Source organism: Flavobacterium anseongense, assembly GCF_021608185.1.
Lineage (GTDB): Bacteria > Bacteroidota > Bacteroidia > Flavobacteriales > Flavobacteriaceae > Flavobacterium > Flavobacterium anseongense.
In genome coordinates, this window is record NZ_JAKIHN010000004.1 from 34536 (window position 1) to 55731 (window position 21196).

At 35.1% G+C, this 21196-nt stretch carries 20 protein-coding genes; 10 read left to right on the forward strand and 10 right to left on the reverse strand.

Annotation, left to right across the window (positions count from 1 at the left end; translation table 11 throughout):
- Nucleotides 1-172 precede the first annotated feature (172 nt).
- Nucleotides 173-1675, forward strand: coding sequence for a histidine ammonia-lyase (gene hutH, locus L1S35_RS07045; RefSeq protein WP_236398461.1), 1503 nt, complete (start codon nt 173-175; stop codon nt 1673-1675).
- Nucleotides 1676-1679: 4 nt separating this feature from the next.
- Here the strand turns inward: hutH and L1S35_RS07050 are convergent, their stop codons facing one another.
- The 5 genes from L1S35_RS07050 to L1S35_RS07070 form a co-directional block, all read right to left on the reverse strand.
- Nucleotides 1680-2078: a cupin domain-containing protein gene (locus tag L1S35_RS07050; protein ID WP_236398464.1), complete on the reverse strand. Its 399-nt coding sequence runs from the start codon at nt 2076-2078 to the stop codon at nt 1680-1682.
- A gap of 107 nt (nt 2079-2185) precedes the next feature.
- Nucleotides 2186-2554, reverse strand: coding sequence for a DUF1304 domain-containing protein (locus L1S35_RS07055; protein ID WP_236398468.1), 369 nt, complete (start codon nt 2552-2554; stop codon nt 2186-2188).
- Nucleotides 2555-2625: 71 nt separating this feature from the next.
- Nucleotides 2626-3204 carry a TMEM175 family protein gene (locus L1S35_RS07060; protein ID WP_236398473.1) on the reverse strand — a complete coding sequence of 193 codons (579 nt, stop codon included), beginning with the start codon at nt 3202-3204 and terminating at the stop codon, nt 2626-2628.
- A 17-nt stretch (nt 3205-3221) separates the two neighbouring features.
- Nucleotides 3222-3431, reverse strand: a complete 210-nt coding sequence (locus tag L1S35_RS07065; protein ID WP_236398477.1) for a GldL-related protein — start codon at nt 3429-3431, stop codon at nt 3222-3224.
- A gap of 59 nt (nt 3432-3490) precedes the next feature.
- Nucleotides 3491-6037, reverse strand: coding sequence for an ATP-dependent Clp protease ATP-binding subunit (locus L1S35_RS07070; RefSeq protein ID WP_236398482.1), 2547 nt, complete (start codon nt 6035-6037; stop codon nt 3491-3493).
- Between the two features lie 264 nt (nt 6038-6301).
- Between L1S35_RS07070 and gyrA the strand changes: the two genes are divergently transcribed.
- Nucleotides 6302-8941, forward strand: a complete 2640-nt coding sequence (gene gyrA / locus L1S35_RS07075) for a DNA gyrase subunit A (protein WP_236398485.1) — start codon at nt 6302-6304, stop codon at nt 8939-8941.
- 67 nt (nt 8942-9008) lie between these two features.
- Nucleotides 9009-10319, forward strand: coding sequence for a tetratricopeptide repeat protein (locus L1S35_RS07080; protein WP_236398488.1), 1311 nt, complete (start codon nt 9009-9011; stop codon nt 10317-10319).
- Nucleotides 10320-10406: 87 nt separating this feature from the next.
- Here the strand turns inward: L1S35_RS07080 and L1S35_RS07085 are convergent, their stop codons facing one another.
- Entirely contained in the window at nt 10407-10769 is a 363-nt protein-coding gene (locus L1S35_RS07085; RefSeq protein ID WP_236398490.1) for a hypothetical protein, read from the reverse strand.
- Nucleotides 10770-11067: 298 nt separating this feature from the next.
- On the opposite strand from L1S35_RS07085, the gene L1S35_RS07090 reads away from it, so the two are divergent.
- The 4 genes from L1S35_RS07090 (at nt 11068) to L1S35_RS07105 (ending at nt 13814) form a co-directional block, all read left to right on the forward strand.
- The gene (locus tag L1S35_RS07090) at nt 11068-11400 is read left to right on the forward strand and encodes a ribonuclease Z (protein ID WP_236398493.1); all 333 of its coding nucleotides are present in this window, start codon (nt 11068-11070) and stop codon (nt 11398-11400) included.
- Between the two features lie 8 nt (nt 11401-11408).
- Nucleotides 11409-12314 (forward strand): ribonuclease Z, encoded by a 906-nt coding sequence (locus tag L1S35_RS07095; protein WP_236398496.1) that lies wholly within the window; start codon nt 11409-11411, stop codon nt 12312-12314.
- A gap of 31 nt (nt 12315-12345) precedes the next feature.
- Entirely contained in the window at nt 12346-12990 is a 645-nt protein-coding gene (gene pdxH / locus L1S35_RS07100; RefSeq protein ID WP_236398499.1) for a pyridoxamine 5'-phosphate oxidase, read from the forward strand.
- Between the two features lie 323 nt (nt 12991-13313).
- Complete coding sequence (locus L1S35_RS07105) at nt 13314-13814, forward strand: CAP domain-containing protein (RefSeq protein ID WP_236398503.1); 501 nt, start codon at nt 13314-13316, stop codon at nt 13812-13814.
- Nucleotides 13815-13901: 87 nt separating this feature from the next.
- On the opposite strand, the gene fumC is transcribed toward L1S35_RS07105, so the two are convergent.
- The gene (gene fumC / locus L1S35_RS07110) at nt 13902-15299 is read right to left on the reverse strand and encodes a class II fumarate hydratase (RefSeq protein ID WP_236398505.1); all 1398 of its coding nucleotides are present in this window, start codon (nt 15297-15299) and stop codon (nt 13902-13904) included.
- Nucleotides 15300-15507: 208 nt separating this feature from the next.
- On the opposite strand from fumC, the gene L1S35_RS07115 reads away from it, so the two are divergent.
- The gene (locus tag L1S35_RS07115) at nt 15508-15678 is read left to right on the forward strand and encodes a hypothetical protein (RefSeq protein ID WP_168710299.1); all 171 of its coding nucleotides are present in this window, start codon (nt 15508-15510) and stop codon (nt 15676-15678) included.
- Nucleotides 15679-15732: 54 nt separating this feature from the next.
- Here the strand turns inward: L1S35_RS07115 and L1S35_RS07120 are convergent, their stop codons facing one another.
- Both L1S35_RS07120 and L1S35_RS07125 read right to left on the reverse strand, forming a co-directional pair.
- Nucleotides 15733-18192: a TonB-dependent receptor gene (locus tag L1S35_RS07120; RefSeq protein WP_236398508.1), complete on the reverse strand. Its 2460-nt coding sequence runs from the start codon at nt 18190-18192 to the stop codon at nt 15733-15735.
- A 78-nt stretch (nt 18193-18270) separates the two neighbouring features.
- On the reverse strand, nt 18271-18615 hold the full coding sequence (locus L1S35_RS07125) for an ArsC/Spx/MgsR family protein (RefSeq protein ID WP_236398511.1): 345 nt from the start codon (nt 18613-18615) through the stop codon (nt 18271-18273).
- Between the two features lie 63 nt (nt 18616-18678).
- Here L1S35_RS07125 and L1S35_RS07130 point away from each other — a divergent pair, with 63 nt between their 5' ends.
- Both L1S35_RS07130 and L1S35_RS07135 read left to right on the forward strand, forming a co-directional pair.
- Nucleotides 18679-19635 (forward strand): CPBP family intramembrane glutamic endopeptidase, encoded by a 957-nt coding sequence (locus tag L1S35_RS07130; RefSeq protein ID WP_236398515.1) that lies wholly within the window; start codon nt 18679-18681, stop codon nt 19633-19635.
- On the forward strand, nt 19628-20668 hold the full coding sequence (locus L1S35_RS07135) for an AMP-binding protein (protein WP_236398517.1): 1041 nt from the start codon (nt 19628-19630) through the stop codon (nt 20666-20668). Before L1S35_RS07130 ends, L1S35_RS07135 begins: the two co-directional genes overlap by 8 nt.
- A gap of 44 nt (nt 20669-20712) precedes the next feature.
- Here L1S35_RS07135 and L1S35_RS07140 read toward each other — a convergent pair whose 3' ends face one another.
- The gene (locus L1S35_RS07140) at nt 20713-21138 is read right to left on the reverse strand and encodes a DoxX family protein (protein ID WP_236398520.1); all 426 of its coding nucleotides are present in this window, start codon (nt 21136-21138) and stop codon (nt 20713-20715) included.
- Between the last annotated feature and the right edge of the window lie 58 nt (nt 21139-21196).

A 21196-nucleotide genomic window follows, 5' to 3' on the forward strand; every position in this document is an offset into this window, starting at 1 on the left:
TTTTAGCGCCATTTTTATCAAAATCGTAGTAATATGGATAGTCGTAAAAAAAAATAAACTTTTTTCCAGTTTAGATAGGCTTTCATTATTAAATCCTCAATAAAATACTATGAACAAAACTTGTTTTTTAACGTTTGTTTATTGAATTTTGGGGACAATTTGCAAACTAAAAATGGAAAACACGCATTACATCAGTTCGGAAGTATTGACTTTAGAGACTTTACAGGAAATTATCTCTCAACATAAATCGCTTTCGCTTTCTGAAGAAGCCAGAATAAATATTCAAAAATGTAGGGAATATTTAGACAAAAAAATGGCAAGCAATGACAAACCAATTTATGGTATTAATACCGGTTTTGGTTCGTTGTGTAATGTAAAAATTTCTAATGAAGATTTATCCCAACTTCAGGAAAACCTTGTAAAATCGCATGCTTGTGGAACTGGAGATGAAGTTCCGGCTGAGATTGTAAAAATCATGTTGCTGCTTAAAATCCAGTCATTAAGCTACGGACATTCCGGTGTGCAATTGGTAACTGTTGAGCGTTTGATTGAATTTTACAATAACGATATTCTTCCTGTAATTTATACGCAAGGTTCGCTTGGTGCGAGTGGCGATTTAGCTCCTTTAGCCCATTTGTCATTGTCATTATTGGGAGAAGGTGAAGTTTATTATGATGGATTCCGTCAGCCTGCTAAAAAGGTTTTGGATAAAATGGGTTGGCAGCCAATCGTGTTGCAATCTAAGGAAGGTTTGGCGTTGCTGAATGGAACACAATTCATGAGTTCATATGGTTGTTATATCCTGATGAAAGCTGCTAAATATTCCTATTTTGCCGATGTTATTGGAGCGATTTCATTAGAAGGATTTGATGGCAGAATCGAGCCGTTTGATGAATTGATACACATGGTTCGTCCACACAAAGGACAAATTATAACAGCAAGAAGAATGAAAGAACTTCTCGAAGGAAGTAAGATTGTAGCGCAACCAAAAGAACATGTGCAGGATCCGTATTCTTTCCGTTGTATTCCGCAAGTGCATGGTGCTTCGAAAGATGCAATTGATTATGTAAAAAAAGTGTTTAAAACCGAAATCAATTCGGTTACCGATAACCCAAATATTTTTATTGGAGAAGATGTTATCATTTCGGGCGGGAATTTCCACGGACAGCCGTTAGCTTTAGCGTTAGATTTTCTGGCGATTGCTTTATCCGAATTGGGAAGCATATCTGAAAGAAGGACTTACCAACTGATTTCAGGTTTAAGAGGTTTACCGGCATTCCTTGTTGACAATCCGGGACTGAATTCAGGCTTTATGATTCCACAATACACAGCGGCAAGCATTGCCAGCCAGAACAAACAATTAGCTACTCCGGCCAGTGTTGACAGCATTGTTTCCTCAAACGGTCAGGAAGATCATGTGAGTATGGGAGCAAACGCTGCTACAAAGTGCTTAAAGGTTATGGAAAATCTGGAAAGAATCTTGGCGATTGAATTGATGAATGCTTCTCAGGCAATCGCTTTCAGAGAGCCTTTGAAATCGAGTGAATTTATTGAAACGTTTTTGAAATCATACAGAGCTGAAGTGCCATTGGTTAAAGAAGACAGAATTCTGCATTACGATATTGAGAATTCAGTAGCGTTTTTGAATAGCTTTATGGTGGAGTTGGAGGATTAGCAATTTAATTGCTTTTAATCGCAACAGCCTTTGTTTTACCAGTATGTTTTATAATGGTAGTTATCATTTTGAATTCGCTGTTGGCTTTAAAACAATGTTTTGCATTTACCGGAATTATTATGCTATCTCCCAAATTAAGTTTCAAGTCTTTATTGCCAATAGTCACTTCCGCTTTCCCATCAATGATTTGAACATACGTATCATATTCCGCTGTTTTTTCACAAAATTTTTCCTTTTTATCAAAAGCAACGGCAGACATTTTGCCACCAGTATTCTTTATAATAGTTTTGCAAACTATGGTATCGGGAACATATTCTACTATTTCAAGTATGATATGAGACTTAGATTTTGGTAATTCATTATCATCATCTATTTTACAATACTTTGGGGATTTTGATTGCATTTTATCTTTTAATCAAAGTTCATCAAACTGATTAAATTATAGGTTGTGAAAAAAAATAAAAAAGTTTTATAATTCATAGAATTTGGAGGAATGTTATTGATAAAGAATTAATTCAAATGCAGCATAAAACTCAACAATCCCAAAATAGCAGGAACTGCCTGTACAAAAAAGATTCTTTTAGAAGCTGTCATAGCGCCGTAAATTCCGGCTGCCAATACGCAGGAAAGGAAAAAGATAGCGATGTTTTTACTCCAATCAATATTAGTAATGCAAAGCGACCAAATCAATCCGGCAGCGAGAAAACCGTTGTATAAGCCTTGGTTTGCAGCCATGACTTTTGTTTTTTCAAATTGGTCTTCGGGTATGGTTTTAAAAACTTTTCTTCCGCGAGTTGTCCACGCAAACATTTCGAGCCAAAGAATGTAAAGATGCAAGACTGCAATAAATCCGATGATGAGTTGTGAAAGTGTGTTCATTTGGTTATTCGGTTATTTTATTCCGCTGCGCTCCATACAATTCGGCTTTGCCTCGGGTGGTTATTTGAAAATCATTCTTCATTGAAAATACGTTCAATTCTGCTATCGGGAATTAGCCACATCAAAGCCACGAATATGTATATTCCGCCTGCGATTGCAGGAAATTTATAAGCAAAAAGAATGGCGATTAAATATAATATAGGAGAAGATTTTCCTTTGTAATCTTTGCCTAGAGCTTTGGACAATAGCGAATCATTACCGTGTTGTTTTATAATTAGATTTTGCAAAATAAAATAAGCCAGACCATTCATCAAAAGGACAAATCCGTAAAACATCATTGGGAAAGGAGCAAAGTGGTGCTCGCCAATCCATGCGGTAGCGAAAGGAATCAGTGACAACCAAAACAACAAATGCAAATTGGCCCAAAGAATTTTTCCATTAACTCTTTTTACCGTGTGCATCATGTGATGATGGTTGTTCCAATAAATGCCTACATAGATAAAGCTCAGTATATAACTCAGAAATTTATGCAATAATGGACGAATGGCTTCATAACTTACGCTGTCAGGAACTTTGAATTCCAAAACCATAATAGTAATTATAATTGCTAAAACGCCGTCGCTAAAAGCTTCTAATCTGTTTTTATTCATAATTTATCTAGCATTCATTATTTATTCAGAAAATCGGATTTATTATCTTTGGTTATTTTGAGTATCAAGAGCACAATAACTATGGCTTCGGATAATAATCCAACAGAAAGCATAATGTTAGCAGTTATTCCAGCAAATTCCCAATGCATAATTTTGAATAAAGCGCCAATGACAACTAATATCATTGCTATAAAAAAGAGAACTAAAAGATGTTTGTTTTTTATCATTGTTTTAAAATTAAAAAGCCACGAATAAAATTCGTGGCTTAAAGTTACTTTATTATTTCTTAACTCGTAGATTTTTTAGCTTTTTGGATGGCAACGGTCAACTCTTGAGAAGCCTCGTCTAAATCCATAAATATGGTATCTCCGGTAGCAATTTTGGAAGTGATAATTTCCTCAGCTAAAGCATCTTCAACATACTTTTGAATGGCTCTTTTAAGCGGACGTGCACCAAACTGTTTGTCAAAACCTTTTTCGGCAATGAATGCTTTGGCTTTGTCTGAAAGATTTAAAGTATATCCTAATTCAGAGATTCTGCCAAATAGTTTCTTTAATTCGATTTCGATAATCAAATCGATATCGTGTTTTTCTAAAGGATTGAAGACAATTACGTCATCAATTCGGTTTAAAAATTCAGGAGCGAAGGTTTTCTTTAAAGCATTTTCGATAACACTTTTTGAATTCTCATCTGCGGAAGCAATTTTTGCTGCAGTTCCAAATCCAACACCTTGACCAAAATCTTTCAATTGACGTGCACCAACATTAGAAGTCATGATGATAATCGTATTTTTGAAATCGATTTTTCGACCTAAACTGTCGGTCAAATAACCGTCATCCAAAACTTGTAACATCATATTGAAAACATCCGGATGTGCTTTTTCAATCTCGTCTAAAAGCACTACACAATATGGTTTTCTACGAACTTTTTCTGTTAATTGTCCTCCTTCTTCATAACCAACATAGCCCGGAGGCGCGCCAATTAAACGTGAGATGGCGAATTTCTCCATGTATTCGCTCATGTCGATGCGGATTAAAGCATCTTCTGAATCGAATAATTCTTTGGCTAAAACTTTGGCTAACTGGGTTTTCCCAACTCCGGTTTGTCCTAAGAAAATAAACGAACCAATCGGACGATTCGGATCTTTTAAACCTGCACGATTTCTTTGGATTGAACGAGAGATTTTTATTACGGCTTCGTCCTGACCAATTACTTTTCCTTTAATTAAATCAGGAAGATGAGCCAATTTATTACTTTCGGTTTGTGCGATTCTATTCACCGGAATTCCGGTCATCATCGAAACCACATCGGCAACATTGTCTTCGGTAACTTTGATACGATTGCTTTTAGAATCTTCTTCCCATTGTTCTTGGGCGATTGCAAGGTCTTTTTCTAAACGTTTTTCATCATCACGAAGTTTGGCCGCTTCTTCATATTTCTGTTTTTTAACGACAGAGTTTTTCAAATCGCGTACTTCTTCCAATTGACGTTCTAAATCTAAAATTTGTTTCGGAACATCAATGTTAGTAATGTGAACACGTGAACCTGCTTCATCCATCGCGTCAATAGCTTTGTCCGGAAGAAAACGCTCTGACATGTATCTGTTGGTTAACTTAACACAAGCTTCAACAGCTTCGTCAGTATAAGTAACATTATGATGGTCTTCGTATTTGTTTTTGATGTTATTCAAAATCGTAATGGTTTCTTCCACCGAAGTTGGTTCAACAATTACTTTTTGGAAACGTCTTTCTAACGCACCGTCTTTCTCGATATACTGTCTGTATTCGTCTAGCGTTGTAGCACCGATACATTGTATTTCGCCTCTTGCTAACGCCGGTTTAAACATATTAGAAGCATCAAGCGAACCTGTTGCACCACCGGCACCAACGATAGTATGGATTTCATCAATGAAAAGAATAATGTCGTCATTTTTCTCTAACTCATTCATCACGGCTTTCATTCTTTCCTCGAACTGTCCACGGTATTTCGTTCCGGCAACTAAAGATGCTAAATCTAAAGTTACGACTCTTTTGTTAAACAAAATACGGGATACTTTCTTCTGGATGATACGCAACGCTAAACCTTCGGCAATGGCAGATTTACCAACGCCAGGTTCTCCAATCAATAATGGATTGTTTTTCTTTCTTCGGCTAAGAATCTGAGAAACTCTTTCTATTTCTTTTTCACGACCAACTACCGGATCGAGTTTTCCTTCTTCTGCCATCTCGGTCAAATCACGTCCAAAATTATCCAAAACAGGCGTTTTAGATTTTTTGTTGGTTTTGTTCGCCGGATTATTAAAATTGCCTTCTTTCAAACTGTCATCTTGTCCTGAGTCATCATTGTATGACGATTCGTTTGTTGGCAAATTATCATTAAAATCTTCTTCGTTTGGTGTCATATTTAAATACTGTTCTTTAACTACGTTATAGTCAATTTTCAGACGATGCAGTAGTTTGGTTGTTGGATCATTCTCATTTCTTAAAATACACAATAATAGATGTGCCGTACTGATAGACGAACTTTGAAAAACTTTAGCTTCTAGAAAAGTAGTTTTCAAGGCACGTTCCGCTTGACGAGTCAAGTGTAGATTTTTCTTTTCGTTACTAATTTCCACATTTGGATTCGCCGGGCTGAGTACTTCAACCTTCTTTCGCAAATGTTCCAAATCAATGGAAAGATTATTGAGAATAGTAATTGCTTTACCATTTCCGTCTCTTAAAATACCAAGCATCAAATGCTCAGTCCCAATAAAGTCATGACCTAAACGCAAAGCTTCTTCTTTGCTGTAGGTAATCACGTCTTTAACTCTAGGTGAAAAATTATCATCCATAAATATAGTATTGGTGATGTAAATTTAGTTATTCAGAATCATTCTAACAAAAACTATTCCGACTAAATGTACTGTCAGCTAATTGACAAAAAAAAAGCCAATAATAAAAGTGGTATTACAACTAACTTATTAACCAAAAATCGTCCCTATTTTGTTAATAAATCATTGAAATTTGTGGTCAAAAAATGCATCTAAATTTTTTTAATTAGCCTATATTAGCACGTTTCGAATTAAAAGTAATTTTTATTAAATAATTTATAAAATATGTCTGACGGAGAAAGGTTAATTCCGATTAACATCGAAGATGAAATGAAATCAGCTTACATCGATTATTCGATGTCAGTTATTGTCTCAAGAGCATTACCTGATGTGCGTGACGGTCTAAAACCAGTACACAGAAGAGTGTTATACGGAATGTATGATTTAGGAGTTTTTTCAAATAGAGCTCACAAAAAATCCGCAAGAATTGTTGGAGAAGTTTTAGGAAAGTATCACCCACATGGAGATACTTCGGTTTATGATGCCATGGTTCGTATGGCACAGGAATGGAGTTTACGTTATTTATTGGTTGACGGCCAAGGTAACTTTGGTTCGATTGATGGTGATAGTCCGGCAGCGATGCGTTATACGGAAGCCAGAATGAAAAAGATGTCGGAAGACATTATGGCAGATATCGATAAAGAAACGGTTGACTTTCAATTAAACTTTGATGACACGCTGCAAGAGCCAACGGTTATGCCAACACGTGTTCCAAATTTATTAATCAATGGAGCATCAGGAATTGCAGTTGGTATGGCTACCAACATGGCGCCACACAACTTAACTGAAGTCATCGACGGAACTTTAGCCTACATCGATAATAATGATATAGAAATTGATGAGTTAATGCAACACATCAAAGCACCTGATTTTCCAACCGGAGGAACCATCTACGGAATGGAAGGTGTTCGCGAAGCATTCAAAACAGGAAGAGGAAGAATCGTTATTCGGGCCAAAGTAAGTTTTGAAGAAGCTAACGGGAGAGAATGTATCATAGTTTCTGAAATTCCGTATCAGGTTAATAAAGCCGAAATGATTAAGAAAACGGCTGACCTTATTAACGAGAAAAAAATCGAAGGTATTTCAAACATTCGTGATGAATCGGATAGGAACGGAATGCGTATTGTTTATGAATTGAAACGTGATGCAGTTCCAAACGTAGTTTTGAATACCCTATACAAGTTTACACAATTGCAATCTTCTTTTAGCGTTAATAACATTGCGCTGGTAAAAGGAAGACCACAAATGTTGAACGTAAAAGATTTGATTCACTATTTCGTTGAGCACCGTCATGATGTTGTGGTTAGAAGAACGCAATTTGAATTGCGCAAGGCGGAAGAAAGAGCGCACATTTTAGAAGGTTTAATCATTGCTTCGGATAATATCGATGAAGTAATCGCATTGATTCGAGCTTCTAAAGACGGAGATGAAGCAAGAGCTAAATTAATCGAAAGATTTAATTTGTCAGATATTCAGGCTCGTGCTATTGTTGAAATGCGTCTTCGTCAGTTAACCGGCCTTGAACAAGACAAATTAAGAGCGGAATACGAAGAAATCATGAAATTAATTCAACGTTTGAAAGATTTGTTAGCCAACAAAGACCTGAGAATGGAATTGATTAAAGAAGAGTTAGTAGAAATCAAAGATAAATATGGCGATGCACGTCGTTCTCTAATTGAATATTCAGGTGGAGATGTAAGTATCGAAGATTTAATTGCCGATGAAAATGTAGTAATCACCATTTCGCATGCAGGTTATATCAAACGTACTAACTTATCGGAATACAAAACACAGAATAGAGGTGGAGTTGGACAAAAATCCGCAGGAACAAGAGATCAGGATTTCCTTGAGCATATGTATGTGGCAACCAACCATCAATACATGATGTTCTTTACACAAAAAGGAAAATGTTTCTGGATGCGTGTGTATGAAATTCCGGAAGGAAGCAAAACCGCGAAAGGAAGAGCGTTGCAAAACCTTATCAACATCGAATCTGATGATAAAGTAAAAGCATTTATCTGTACACAGGATTTAAAAGATAAAGAATATACAAATAGCCACAACCTTATTATGGTTACCAAAAAAGGTCAGGTTAAGAAAACCTCTTTAGATAAGTATTCTAAACCTAGAGTTAACGGAGTTGCAGCAATCACCATCAGAGAAGACGATGAATTGTTAGGAGCACAATTAACCAATGGTGAAAGCCAAATTATACTAGCTGTTAAGTCCGGAAAACTAGTTCGTTTTGAGGAAACTAAAACGCGACCGATGGGAAGAACTGCTTCGGGAGTACGTGGAATTACCTTAAAAGATGAAACCGATGAAGTGATTGGCATGGTTACTGTAGACAAGGAGGACATCAATGATTCACAGATTTTAGTGGTGACCGAAAACGGATATGGTAAGCGTACCAAATTGGTTGATGATGATGGTGAAGATGTTTACAGAATTACAAACCGTGGTGGAAAAGGAGTAAAAACGCTTAACATTACAGAAAAAACAGGAAAACTAATTTCTATTAGTGCTGTAACCGATGCTGATGATTTAATGATTATCAACAAGTCTGGTTTAACAATCAGAATGGCTATTGAAGATTTGCGTGTAATGGGACGTGCTACACAAGGGGTTAAATTAATTAATCTTAAAGGAGGCGATTCTATTGCGGCGGTAACCAAAGTAATGAAAGATGAAGAACAAGAACTCGATGAAGACGGAAATGTAATTGTTGACGATACTATTGAAAGAGTAAAACCGGTAATGGAAGTACTTGAAGATGACGGCTCGGCTGTTGATGAAGATGAAGAAGATGACGACGATATCGTAGAAGATGATGATGCTGAAGACGATTCTGAGGATGATGAATAAAAACCAAAAATCACCAATTAGCTTATTTTAATTGGTGATTTTATTTATAAATTAAAAATAAAAAAAAATGAGATTACAACGCATTATACTTGCTTCGGCAGTATTAGTTTCAGTTTCATCTTTTGCCCAAAAAGATGAGTTAAAAAAATTAAAAAAGATTTATGAAAAAGAATCACCTTCAGCTAGTGATTTGTCGGATTATAAAGCCAATTTAGATAAGCTGGCTTCACTTGCAACAGAAGAAGGTGATAAGATTTCTTATAACTACTATAAGGTAAGTGAACCTAAGATTGAAATGGCATTGCTTGGACCAACTGCAAATCAAGTTCAATTTGCTAAATTTTTTACCCCGAAATCTATTACCGAATTAGCTAACGTTTACAATGCTACTTTAGATTATGAAAGGAAGATAGGGAAAAGAGTTTACTCAGATGATATAGCAAAAAATGTAGCTTTTGTGAAACCTATAATTATAGAAGTTGCTATTGCACTTGCAGATGCAAAGCAATACAAGCAAGCTTCAGAAGTTCTTTATGCATCTTATCAATTAGATAAAAATGACCAGGACAATTTATTTTACGCTGCAAGTTATGCTGCTAATGCTGAGGATTTAGATAAAGCATTGGAATATTACAATGAGTTAAAAAGACTTAAATATACAGGAGAAAGAAGTATTTATTTTGCTTTCAATACAACTTCTAAAGTGGAAGAAAATTTTGGTGGTAACAAAGACTTACGTGATTTAGCCATAAAAGCCGGTTCACATACAAAGCCAAGAGAAGAAAAAATACCTTCTAAAGCAGGAACAGTTTATAAAAACATTGCATTGATTCTTGTTGAAAAAGGGAAAGTTGATGAAGCCAGAGCAGCAGTTGCTGAAGCAAGAAAAGCCAATCCTGAAGACAACGGTTTGATTATAACTGAAGCTGAATTGTATTTGCAGATTAAAGATTATGATAATTATACCCGTTTAGTGAATGAAGCATTGCAAAAAAATCCAAATAATGTAGATTTGGTTTATAACCTTGGAGTAGTTAGTGGTAATGCAAATAAGCTTGAAGACGCCGAAAAATATTATAGAAGAGCAATTGAATTAGACCCAAATTATTTTAATGCATTACTTAATTTATCGGAATTGCTATTAAGAGCTGATGAAAAATTTGTCACAGAAATGAACAAATTAGGAACTTCTGAAAAAGACAATAAAAGATATGAAGTAATCAAAGCAGAAAGAAATAAAAATTTTAAATCAATGCTTCCTTATCTTGAAAAAGCATTTGAATTGAAACCCGATAATGATGCAGCAAAGAAAACTTTATTAAGTGTTTACAATGCACTCGAAATGACTGATAAATACAAAGCTTTAAAAGCAAAGTAATAGCATTTCAAATAAAAGCATAAAAAAGTCCCGATTTTAATCGGGACTTTTTATTTCCTAAACTAACCAAAATATATTAAAAAATAATTATGCGACTGCGTTTCCTTGAGTGCTTACTTTTTTCAAGAAAGATCTGATTAATACACTGTTGGTATTGATACCAGAGTTAATTAATTGTTTTTTGCTGAATGTTCCGTTTGATGCATCATTTGTAGTTTTTTTAGAACCCATAAACCAAACTGCGAAATCCATTGAAGTAGAAGCAACAGCTTTATCAGTAGCGATAACCGTTTTTACTTCGTTAGAAACAGAAACCTCAGTTGAAGTAGTTGCAACAACACTAGCAGTGTTTGTTTGAGCAAAAGCTCCAGTTGATGATAAAACTAATAATACAAAAGCAACAAATAATTTGATGTTTGTTTGAGTTCTGTTGTTAGTAGTTGTTTTCATGGTGATTTGGTTTCGTTGTTATTTCTGATTCAAAACTACACCAACACTTCTCCGACTGAAAATATTTTCGATAACTAACCTTAAAAGTCGTTTAATCGACAAAATCAATGAATTCAAGGGTTTTCAACGTTTTTTTTATGCAGTTCGTCTATAAAATGTTAAAAAAACAGGTATTTCATCGATGAAAAACCATAATTTTCCATGAACTACATCATCAAATTGATTATCGGAGCAACAAAGCAAGGATTAGTGACAAAATCTTAGTAAATTAGCATCATAATATAATTTTGCTCTCAAAATGAAAGTTGAACAAAAAGGACATACCACAATTATTAGAAACACCCAAGGCAATACAGCCGAGTTTTATCAGAAGTTGCACCACGAATACAATAGCTTTAAATCACAAAACTTAATAGTTGATTTATCGCATGATAAAGCATTGACTATGGACGATATAAAGCTTTTTTCCGACTTGAGTAAAACGCATACCAAAGCAAAGAAGTCGTTTGTACTCGTATCTAATAATGTAAATTTTAATGCTGTTCCAAAAAACATTACGCTTGTTCCCACAATTTTAGAAGCTCATGACATCATAGAAATGGATGAGATAGAACGCGATTTAGGATTTTAATAGATATAATGAAGCTAACCATTCTTGGCTGTTATGCAGCAACTCCACGAACCATAACTAATCCGACTTCGCAAGTCCTGGAAATTAGAAGCCGAATGTTCTTAATAGATTGCGGAGAAGGAACTCAAGTGCAGTTGCGCAAAAACAAACTCAAGTTTTCCAAAATCAATCATATTTTTATCTCGCATTTACACGGCGATCATTTTTATGGATTGGTTGGATTGATATCGACTTTTATGTTACTCAACCGCCAAACTGATTTGCATGTATATGGACCAAAAGGCATAAAGGAAATTGTATTGCTTCAGTTGCGCTATTCGAATTCCTATACTGGCTATAATTTATATTTTCATGAATTGGATTCTAAAGAGAGCGAGATAGTTTATGAAGATGAAAAGGTTGTCGTTAAAACAATTCCGTTAAAACACAGAATATATACTAATGGATTTCTGTTTCAGGAAAAAGTTGGCGACAGAAAACTGAATGTCGATGCTGTTCAGGAATATAAAATTGATACTTGTTATTATCAAAAAATTAAAAACGGAAGAGATATCACGCTGGATGATGGAACTGTAATTCCAAATGACGAATTAACCTTTGATCCAATCCAACCTAAAAGCTATGCGTTTTGTAGCGATACGATGTACGACGAATCGATAATTCCGATAATTGAAAATTGTGATATGTTGTATCACGAAACAACATTTTTAGAATCGGAAGCTGACAAAGCCGAGAAAACGATGCACAGTACTGCAAAACAAGCAGCGGCTATTGCAGCAAAAGCAAATGTTAAGCAATTAATTTTAGGACACTACAGCACTCGATACGATACGATTGATTTGTTCCGACAAGAAGCAGAAACAATTTATTCAGATGTATTACTTGCCGATGATGGCAAAACATTTGAATTTTAAATTAATTTTGTATTGATAAATAAAAAGTAAAATGGAAGACTTAAGCAATTACAGAAAGTCCTACGAGAAAAGCCAGCTTCTGGAAAATGCTATTCCGGAAGATCCAATCAATTTATTTCACCGATGGTTTCATGAAACCAAAGAGTGTGGTGGAGTGGATGAGGTCAATGCTATGACTGTTGCAACCATTGGCTTGGATGGTTTTCCAAAATCGAGAGTGGTTTTACTTAAACAGTTCAATGAGGAAGGCTTTATATTTTATACCAATTATAATTCAGAGAAAGGAAAAGCCATTCTAAACAATCCTAATATTTGCTTATCATTCTTTTGGCATAGTATGGAAAGACAAGTTATTATTAAAGGAATAGCTGAGAAAACTTCGGAAACCATTTCAGATAATTATTTTGGCTCAAGGCCAGATGGAAGTAAATTAGGAGCCATAGTTTCTCCGCAAAGTGAAGTCATTCCGTCAAGAGATTATTTGGATGATAAGCTAAAGGAATTAGAATCGGCTTATGAAGGGAAAGAAATTCCACGACCGGAATATTGGGGTGGTTTTTTAGTTCGACCAATAGCAGTAGAATTCTGGCAGGGAAGACCAAATCGATTGCACGATAGGATTAGATACCAACTTCAGGACGATTTCGGTTGGAAGATTGACCGACTTTCCCCTTAAATTGTATAACTATTACGCTAAATTATATAAACCACTCTTTGGAGTGGTTTTTTAGTTTTGTGAACAGTTAAAATAACTATCGATGAAATGCATTAAAGTAGGAAAAATACCTTTAGTAAATTAAAAAAGATGTATTTTATCGATTTTATTTGTACTTTAAACGGCAAAAGTTGTAGAATTGTCTAACGAAAACAAACAATACGTTCTTAAAAATAAAATATATAAAGTGTTTGCCCCACATCTACTTTATTAAAAACTGTCAATATTAATCGAAATAAAGTGTTTGCCCCACATCTACTTTATTAAAAACTTAACCTACTACTATGAAAGCAAAAATGTTTAGAGCATTGTTGCCGTTAGCAATCGTGTTCACTATGGTATCTTGTTCTTCTGACGCTTCAGAAGAAACTTCAACAGACAACAAAATTGTAACTACCTACAATTACAATGACACCGAGTTGAGACTTGTAACACTTATCAATGATTATCGTGCAAGTATTGGATTGAACCGACTTGAAGTTATCAATCACATCTCTTACAAATCACAAGAGCACAATATTTATATGATCGATAATTCGGTTGTAAACCACGATTATTTTCAACAAAGATCTAACAACCTAATCCAAGTATTAGGAGCTGCAACAGTAGGCGAGAACATTGCTTACAACTACCAAACCGCAGAAAGCGCTATGAGTGCCTGGTTAAACAGCCCGGCTCACAAAGACAACATCGAAGGTAATTACACTCATTTGGGTATATCCGTAACAGTTGATGAAACAACCGGAAGAAAATATTACACCAATATGTTTATGAAGAAAAAATAGTTTGATTATTGTTTTGTTTGATTTTGACAGATCGAAAAATCCCGATGTAAATCGGGATTTTTTTTATTTAATTATGTCGAAGTTGAACTATTTCAAACTGCCAACCATATCTTCCGGTTTTACCCAGGCATCAAAATCTTCAGCAGAAACATAACCTAATCGAACGGCTTCCTCTTTTAAAGTTGTTCCGTTTTTATGCGCTGTTTGTGCAATTTCGGCCGATTTGTAATAGCCAATTTTAGTATTTAAAGCGGTTACGAGCATTAATGAATTATCAACTAATTCTTTGATTCGTTTGTGATTTGGTTCGATTCCGCTTGCACAATGTTCGTCAAAAGAAATACAAGCATCACCAAGTAAACGAGCCGATTGTAAAAAGTTGGCTGCCATTACCGGTTTGAAAACATTCAGTTCATAATGACCTTGCATGCCACCAACAGCAATTGCAACATCATTACCAATAACCTGAGCGCAAACCATAGTCAAAGCTTCGCATTGTGTTGGATTTACTTTTCCGGGCATAATAGATGAACCTGGTTCGTTTTCCGGAATTAGGATTTCCCCAATTCCAGAACGTGGACCCGAAGCCAACATTCTAACATCATTTGCTATTTTATTTAAAGAAACGGCTAATTGTTTTAATGCACCGTGAGCTTCGACAATTGCGTCATGTGAAGCCAATGCTTCGAATTTATTTGGAGCTGTTACAAAAGGATGTCCGGTAAATTTGGCAATATATTCGGCTACTTTTACATCATAACCAGCTGGCGTATTTAATCCTGTTCCAACTGCAGTTCCACCAAGGGCAACTTCTGATAAATGTGAAAGTGTATTTTTTAAGGCTTTGATTCCGTAGTTTAATTGAGCAACATAACCCGAAATTTCCTGACCAAGTGTTAATGGAGTTGCATCCATAAGGTGCGTTCTTCCAATTTTCACTACGTTCATGTATTCCTTTGCTTTTGCGTCTAACGTGTCGCGAAGTTTTTCAACTCCGGGAATTGTAGTTTCTACAACCGCTTTATAGCAGGCAATGTGCATTCCTGTTGGGAATGTATCGTTTGAGGATTGTGATTTGTTTACGTCGTCATTGGCTTTTACTACTTGTTCGCCTTCGCCAATTTTGAATCCGGCTAAAACCTGAGCGCGATTTGCAATGACCTCATTCACGTTCATATTGCTTTGTGTTCCTGAACCGGTTTGCCATATTACCAATGGAAATTCATCAGCTAATTTTCCGGCTAGGATTTCGTCGCAAACGGCAGCTATGGCATCGCGTTTCTCGGTAGATAAAACCCCCAAATCGCAGTTGGCGTAAGCGGCAGCTTTTTTTAGATAAGCAAAACCTTCTATGATTTCTTTTGGCATTGATGCTGATGGCCCAATTTTAAAATTATTTCTGGAACGTTCGGTCTGTGCTCCCCAATATTTATCGGCTGGAACTTTAACTTCGCCCATAGTATCTTTTTCTATTCTGTATTCCATTTTGTAATGATTATGTTGTTAATAAAGTAGTTTTGAAACTAGCCCCGATTGCAGCTAGCTACCATGTAGCGCGGAAAGCGGGAAACAGCTCCTAAAAAAGCATTGCAAAATTAGTGATAAAAAGTAGTTAATAAAAATTGATTTTGTTTTTGGTTAGCTTAAATATTCAGCTTACATTTGCGTATAATTCAAAAAAATTCCGGAAAACATGTTTGAATTTCAACAGTATTTAGGTTTCTTAGCTTTCTTAACCATTTTAACCATTGGTTTTTGGTTGATGATGTTCTTGGTAACTTTCGTTGTTCCTTTTTGGATCTACGGAGGTGTTAAAGAATTATTGCAGGAAAGAAAAGCAAAAAGAGACGCAGAACAAGCTTAATTTTAAGTTTTTGTTTATGAAAAAGCCCCGAATTTCGGGGCTTTTTTCTTTTGATTATCCGGGGAAATCCCCGTTGTCATCTTGTTGTTGACCACCTTTTGGTCTTTTGTCTTTTTCATTTTTCTGAACATTGAATCTGTAGGTAAATGACAGATTGATTTGTCTTACTCTCCATTGCATTTCACTATGTGATTCTACAACTCCGGCAAGATAAGTGTCCATAATTCTTTTTCTCGAATTGAATACATCGCTGATATTAAGGGCAACTGTTCCTTTGTCTTTAAGGACATCTTTACTGAAAGCCAAATTCATGCTAAACACACCAAGTGAACTTCCCTGTGCATTTTTTTGTTCTCCGTTATAAGTCATGTTGGTTTGCCAATCGATTTTGTATGGCAACGATACTTTAGAAGAAAGTCTCGTAAACCATGAGCTTGTTTTAAAATCAAAGTTTTGATTAACCAAATTATTGTTAAAGTCGGTGTAATTATAGTCACCATCCGTTTCGATGTAGAAATAATTAAAATTTCCGTTTAATTTCCACCATTTGTATGGAGAATAATTTAAGGTGAATTCAAATCCGCTTCTATACTCTGTTGCTAAGTTAATTGGCGATGAAATAATAACCGGAATTCCGTTTTCGAAAGTTCCTGTTTCTCTTCTCACAAACTGGAAAACATCGGTTGTTTTATTTACATACAATGACGTGTTGAATGTAACTTTGTCCCAACGTTTTAGATAACCCAAATCAATTGCATCAGTAAAGGCAGGATCTAAATCGGGATTTCCAACAAAAATATTTACGTTGCTTGATAAGTTGTTAAACGGATTCAACTGTCTTCCTCTTGGTCTTTGGATTCTTCGGCTGTAACTTAAAGAAGTACTGCTTTTATCGTCGATTTCGTAAGTGAAGAAAGCGCTTGGGAAAAAGTTGTTGTACTTTTTATTGTTGAAATCGTTTGTTACCAATTGGTTTACATCGATATTTGAATCTTCCCAACGAAGTCCTAATAGCGTTGAGAATTTTTTGATTTTGAAACCGTACTGCGTATAAAGCGCATTTACTTTTTCTTTGTATTGTAATGTGTTTGTGAAGTTTGGAACCGGAATGCCATTTTCATCAACGGCATAATCAGTTGTATTTGCCATAAAATTACCGCGATAACCTGCTTCAAACTGGCTTCCTTTTCCGATTGGCAGCACATAATCTGCCTGAATGGTATTTCTGCTTTGTACTTGATTGTTTAGCGTTTCATCGATACCAATTGTGCTGTTAGCTGTTGACGTATCTGTAATTTTAGCTAAATTTTTGTCGATATTAGTAGAAAAAGAACCATCGATGGTTAATTTATGCCCGTCTTTTTTGAAGTTCTTAGTTAAGGTTGTATTGAATTCTACATTTCTACTTTTACTATCCTCTTCGTTTATTCGGTTTCTTGTATAAGTATAATCATAATTTACGTCATAATAATTTTGGAGAACATTGTCGAGGTTATCACCACTGCTTCTTCTGTAATTAAATATATTGGTCCAAGTAGTCGACTCGCTTAAGAACCAATCCATTCCAAAATTAGCATTATAAGATTTGTTCAATCTTTCATTCTCTCTTGTTTCATTCATATAATCTCTGGTAGTATTATCGGAGTTCAAATATCTTGAATCAGTGAATGCATTTCCGGGGTTATTACGATAATTATAACCTTGTGTAGTAAACAAGTTAAATTCTTTTGTTTTGTAATTTATGGTTCCGGTTAATCCGTAGGTTTCAGGATCGCCTGCGGTTGCTATGGCAGTTCCGTTTAGACCGAGATTTTTACCTTTTCTCAGTACAATATTTATGATTCCACCGCCACCTTCAGCATCATAGCGTGCCGATGGATTGGTGATTACTTCTACTTTATCCAAAGCATCAGCCGGAATAGATTTAAGTGCATCAGCAATGCTAATAGCATTTGATGGTCTTCCGTCGATAAGTACTTTCACATTATCATTACCACGTAAAGCTACATTTCCTTCTGCGTCAACGGTAACAGATGGGACGTTGTCTAATACATCGCTGGCAGTTCCTCCTTTTACAATCATATCCTGACCAACGTTATATACTTTTTTATCCAGTTTTATTTCAACGGTAGATTTTTCGGCACGAACAACCACTTCGTTAAGTTGGGTAGCATCTTCTTCCAAAGCCGTAGTTCCCAAATTCGTGGCTTGATTCAGTAGTTTTTGACTAATGGTAGTTGGTTTGAACGAAATAAATTCTAAAGTGATGTCATAAACTCCAGGTACAACATCAATAGCATAATCGCCTTTGTTATCGGTAATTCCACCAAAGATTAACTTTGGGTTTTTAGTGTTTTTAAAAGTTACTGTAGCGTATTCAAGTTGTAGTTTACTAGTCTTTTCGACAATTTTTCCAGTGATTGTGACTTTGGCACGTGCAGGCTTTTCTTGCCCGAAGACGGTTATTGATATAAGTAGTACAAGAACTGATAAAATGAACTGATTTTTTTTCATGAAAATATTTTTAACTAGCTTAAAGACTGCAAAAATACGGAGCGGTTTAAACCACTTTTCACAAATCTTTGTTAAAACTTATTTCAGAAAATTCTCGAGCTTGTCAATTTCTCTGCCAATTATAGCTTTATCTCCATTAATAACTATTGGTCTTTCTATCAAAATAGGATGTTTGGCTAATGCTTTTATAATTGCAGTATCTGTTAGCGATTTGCCTTTGTAGTTTTCAATCCATATCGTTTCTTTTTGACGAACTAATTCGATAGGCTTTATTTTCAGTTTCTTAATCAATGCTTTAAGTTCATTAACAGATAAAGTGTTTTCAAGATAATTGATGATTTCAAAAGCAGTGTTAGTTTCGGTCACAAAGGCCAAACAGTTTCTCGATTTTCCGCATCTTGGATTATGAAGTATTTGCAACATATTTTTTTTACAAAGTAATATATTTTAAAAGAAAAAAGTTAATTTAGGCGAAACAAAAAAGCTATGTTTTTAGAAAAGGGATTTTTACCAACAAATAAATTTTGGATGTATTTAGTTGGTTCACTTATAATTTTTGTTGCTTCAACGATAGGTCAATTGCCTTTAGTTATTGGCATTCTGATTAAATCATTCAAAACAGGAAAGCCTTTTCCAAGGACAGAAACTGATGTAATGACTTTTTTATCATTAAACACAACTTTATTTCTGTTATTGTTTTCATTTGCGGTTGCCTTTGTTGCCATAGTTTTAGTGATTAAATATTTCCACAAGCAAACCGTCTTGTCGGTCACTACTTCCCGGGAAAAAGTGGATTGGAAAAGAGTCTTTTTTTCGTTTTCACTTTGGGCAATTTTTACCGTTGCTTCAACATTGCTCATGGTTTATTTGAGTCCGGCTGATTTTGTTTATAATTTTAAACCTATTCCGTTTTTAATTTTGGCCATTATCGGAATTGCTTTAATTCCGATTCAAACCAGTACAGAAGAATATGTTTTTAGAGGTTATTTGATGCAGGGATTTGCCGTTTTGACAAAAAACAGATGGTTTCCGTTGGTAATGACTTCGGTTATTTTTGGAACTATGCATATTGCCAATCCGGAAGTGGAAAAAATGGGTTATATTGTTTTGGTATATTATATAGGAACAGGTTTTTTTCTTGGCATTATAACTTTGATGGATGAAGGAATGGAATTAGCGCTTGGTTTTCATGCAGCGAATAACCTAGTTGGTGCTTTATTGATTACTTCCGATTGGTCGGCTTTTCAAACGAATTCGATTTTTAAAGATGTTTCTGAACCGTCAGCAGGATTTGAAATTTTGGTACCTATCTTTATTATTTTTCCACTACTATTATTTATCTTTAGTAAAAAATATAATTGGACCAATTGGAAAGAAAAACTGACCGGAACGATTAGAATTGAAGTTATAGAACCAATCCAAAATACAGAAAATAATGAGTAGTCCAACCTATGAAAATGTGCATAATTTATTCAAGTTGAATGGATTTCATCTCGATAGAGAAGACCTATGTCGTGTGGCGTACAGTTTTATCAAAGAAGGCGAAGATTTTGAAAAACCGGTTGGGGATTTTTTATTAGACTGGTTTGATAGTAAAAGTTTTATTGAAATGGAAACTTCGGGAACAACCGGAGCACCAAAAACAATTTCTGTCAGTAAGCAAGCCATGGTAGATTCGGCATTGGCAACTGGTGATTTTTTTGAATTGCAACCAGGTAATAAAGCACTGCAATGTTTGCCTGTAAAATACGTAGCCGGAAAAATGATGTTGGTTCGCGCTATGATATTGGGACTCGATTTAGAGTTTGTGGCTCCAAGCGCACATCCATTAGCAAACAACGAAATTGATTTTGATTTTGTAGCAATGGTGCCATTGCAGGCTCAAAATTCAATAGCTGAATTGAAGAAAGTGAAAAAGATGATTGTTGGTGGTGCGGCAGTAAATAAAGCATTGGAAAAGCAACTATTAAAATTACCTACTGAAGTTTATGAAACCTACGGTATGACTGAGACTATTACTCATATCGCAGCCAGAAAGCTGGGAGAAAAAGCCTTTACGGTTTTGCCTTATGTTACGATTTCGTATGATGACAGAAATTGTCTGGTTATTCACGCACCAAGAATTTCGCCTGAAGTTATTGTGACTAATGATATTGTTGAATTGGTTAATGAGAATCAATTTATTTTTCTTGGCAGAATGGATAATGTTATCAATAGTGGTGGAATCAAATTAATTCCGGAGCAAATAGAAGGTAAGCTTGGCAGTAAAATTCAACAACGTTTTTTCATTGCTTCAAAACCTGATAATGAATTAGGAGAAAAAGTAGTGTTGGTTATAGAAGGCGATAAATACGAGCTTGATAGTTCTATTTATGAATCTTTAGACAAATATGAAAAGCCAAAAGAAGTGGTTTTTATTCCCAAGTTTAAAGAAACGACAACAGGAAAAATTTTGAGGAAAGAAACAATGGAATAATAAAAACGTCCCAATTATTTGGGACGTTTTTATTTTTAAGTAAATTATTTTTGCATTTTAAAATAATAATCGGCTGAATGTTTTCCGCTGCCGTATACGGTATAAAAAAAGCTAACAGCTAAGGTTACTAATGAAATGATTAAGTTGGCAACATTCATCTCTCCGATGAAATTTATTAAAACTGCACCAACAAGAATAGGCAATTGTGCTATTAAAGCCCAACGGGTTAGCAATCCGAAAACAATCATAATACCACCCATTATATGAGCTGCTGCGATGTAGTGGAAAGTAAGCATACCTCCCATAAAATTACTTGCGGGAGCAATTAAATCTTCAAAATCTCTACTGTTACTGACGAAGTAGCCGCCTTTGTAAATTAAAAAAATACCTAAAATAATTCTGATGGCATCAAACCAAAATGTAGAGTGTGCATTGGCCCATTTGTTCAAACCTTTTACTGAAGTATCCATAATAACAAAGTTTAAAATTTAATCTAAGTTACTATTTTTTAATTAGATATAAAAGATT

What these genes read in the sequence shown, in the direction of transcription:
- L1S35_RS07055 (WP_236398468.1), bottom strand. Translation starts at nt 2,554, where the DNA reads ATGAACACACTTTCACAACTCATCATCGGATTTATTGCAGTCTTGCAT.
- L1S35_RS07070 (WP_236398482.1), bottom strand. Translation starts at nt 6,037, where the DNA reads ATGGATGATAATTTTTCACCTAGAGTTAAAGACGTGATTACCTACAGC.
- L1S35_RS07105 (WP_236398503.1), top strand. Translation starts at nt 13,314, where the DNA reads ATGAAAGCAAAAATGTTTAGAGCATTGTTGCCGTTAGCAATCGTGTTC.
- L1S35_RS07080 (WP_236398488.1), top strand. Translation starts at nt 9,009, where the DNA reads ATGAGATTACAACGCATTATACTTGCTTCGGCAGTATTAGTTTCAGTT.
- L1S35_RS07095 (WP_236398496.1), top strand. Translation starts at nt 11,409, where the DNA reads ATGAAGCTAACCATTCTTGGCTGTTATGCAGCAACTCCACGAACCATA.
- L1S35_RS07135 (WP_236398517.1), top strand. Translation starts at nt 19,628, where the DNA reads ATGAGTAGTCCAACCTATGAAAATGTGCATAATTTATTCAAGTTGAAT.
- L1S35_RS07120 (WP_236398508.1), bottom strand. Translation starts at nt 18,192, where the DNA reads ATGAAAAAAAATCAGTTCATTTTATCAGTTCTTGTACTACTTATATCA.
- L1S35_RS07065 (WP_236398477.1), bottom strand. Translation starts at nt 3,431, where the DNA reads ATGATAAAAAACAAACATCTTTTAGTTCTCTTTTTTATAGCAATGATA.
- L1S35_RS07125 (WP_236398511.1), bottom strand. Translation starts at nt 18,615, where the DNA reads ATGTTGCAAATACTTCATAATCCAAGATGCGGAAAATCGAGAAACTGT.
- fumC (WP_236398505.1), bottom strand. Translation starts at nt 15,299, where the DNA reads ATGGAATACAGAATAGAAAAAGATACTATGGGCGAAGTTAAAGTTCCA.
- L1S35_RS07060 (WP_236398473.1), bottom strand. Translation starts at nt 3,204, where the DNA reads ATGAATAAAAACAGATTAGAAGCTTTTAGCGACGGCGTTTTAGCAATT.
- L1S35_RS07090 (WP_236398493.1), top strand. Translation starts at nt 11,068, where the DNA reads ATGAAAGTTGAACAAAAAGGACATACCACAATTATTAGAAACACCCAA.
- L1S35_RS07115 (WP_168710299.1), top strand. Translation starts at nt 15,508, where the DNA reads ATGTTTGAATTTCAACAGTATTTAGGTTTCTTAGCTTTCTTAACCATT.
- gyrA (WP_236398485.1), top strand. Translation starts at nt 6,302, where the DNA reads ATGTCTGACGGAGAAAGGTTAATTCCGATTAACATCGAAGATGAAATG.
- L1S35_RS07050 (WP_236398464.1), bottom strand. Translation starts at nt 2,078, where the DNA reads ATGCAATCAAAATCCCCAAAGTATTGTAAAATAGATGATGATAATGAA.
- hutH (WP_236398461.1), top strand. Translation starts at nt 173, where the DNA reads ATGGAAAACACGCATTACATCAGTTCGGAAGTATTGACTTTAGAGACT.
- L1S35_RS07085 (WP_236398490.1), bottom strand. Translation starts at nt 10,769, where the DNA reads ATGAAAACAACTACTAACAACAGAACTCAAACAAACATCAAATTATTT.
- L1S35_RS07140 (WP_236398520.1), bottom strand. Translation starts at nt 21,138, where the DNA reads ATGGATACTTCAGTAAAAGGTTTGAACAAATGGGCCAATGCACACTCT.
- pdxH (WP_236398499.1), top strand. Translation starts at nt 12,346, where the DNA reads ATGGAAGACTTAAGCAATTACAGAAAGTCCTACGAGAAAAGCCAGCTT.
- L1S35_RS07130 (WP_236398515.1), top strand. Translation starts at nt 18,679, where the DNA reads ATGTTTTTAGAAAAGGGATTTTTACCAACAAATAAATTTTGGATGTAT.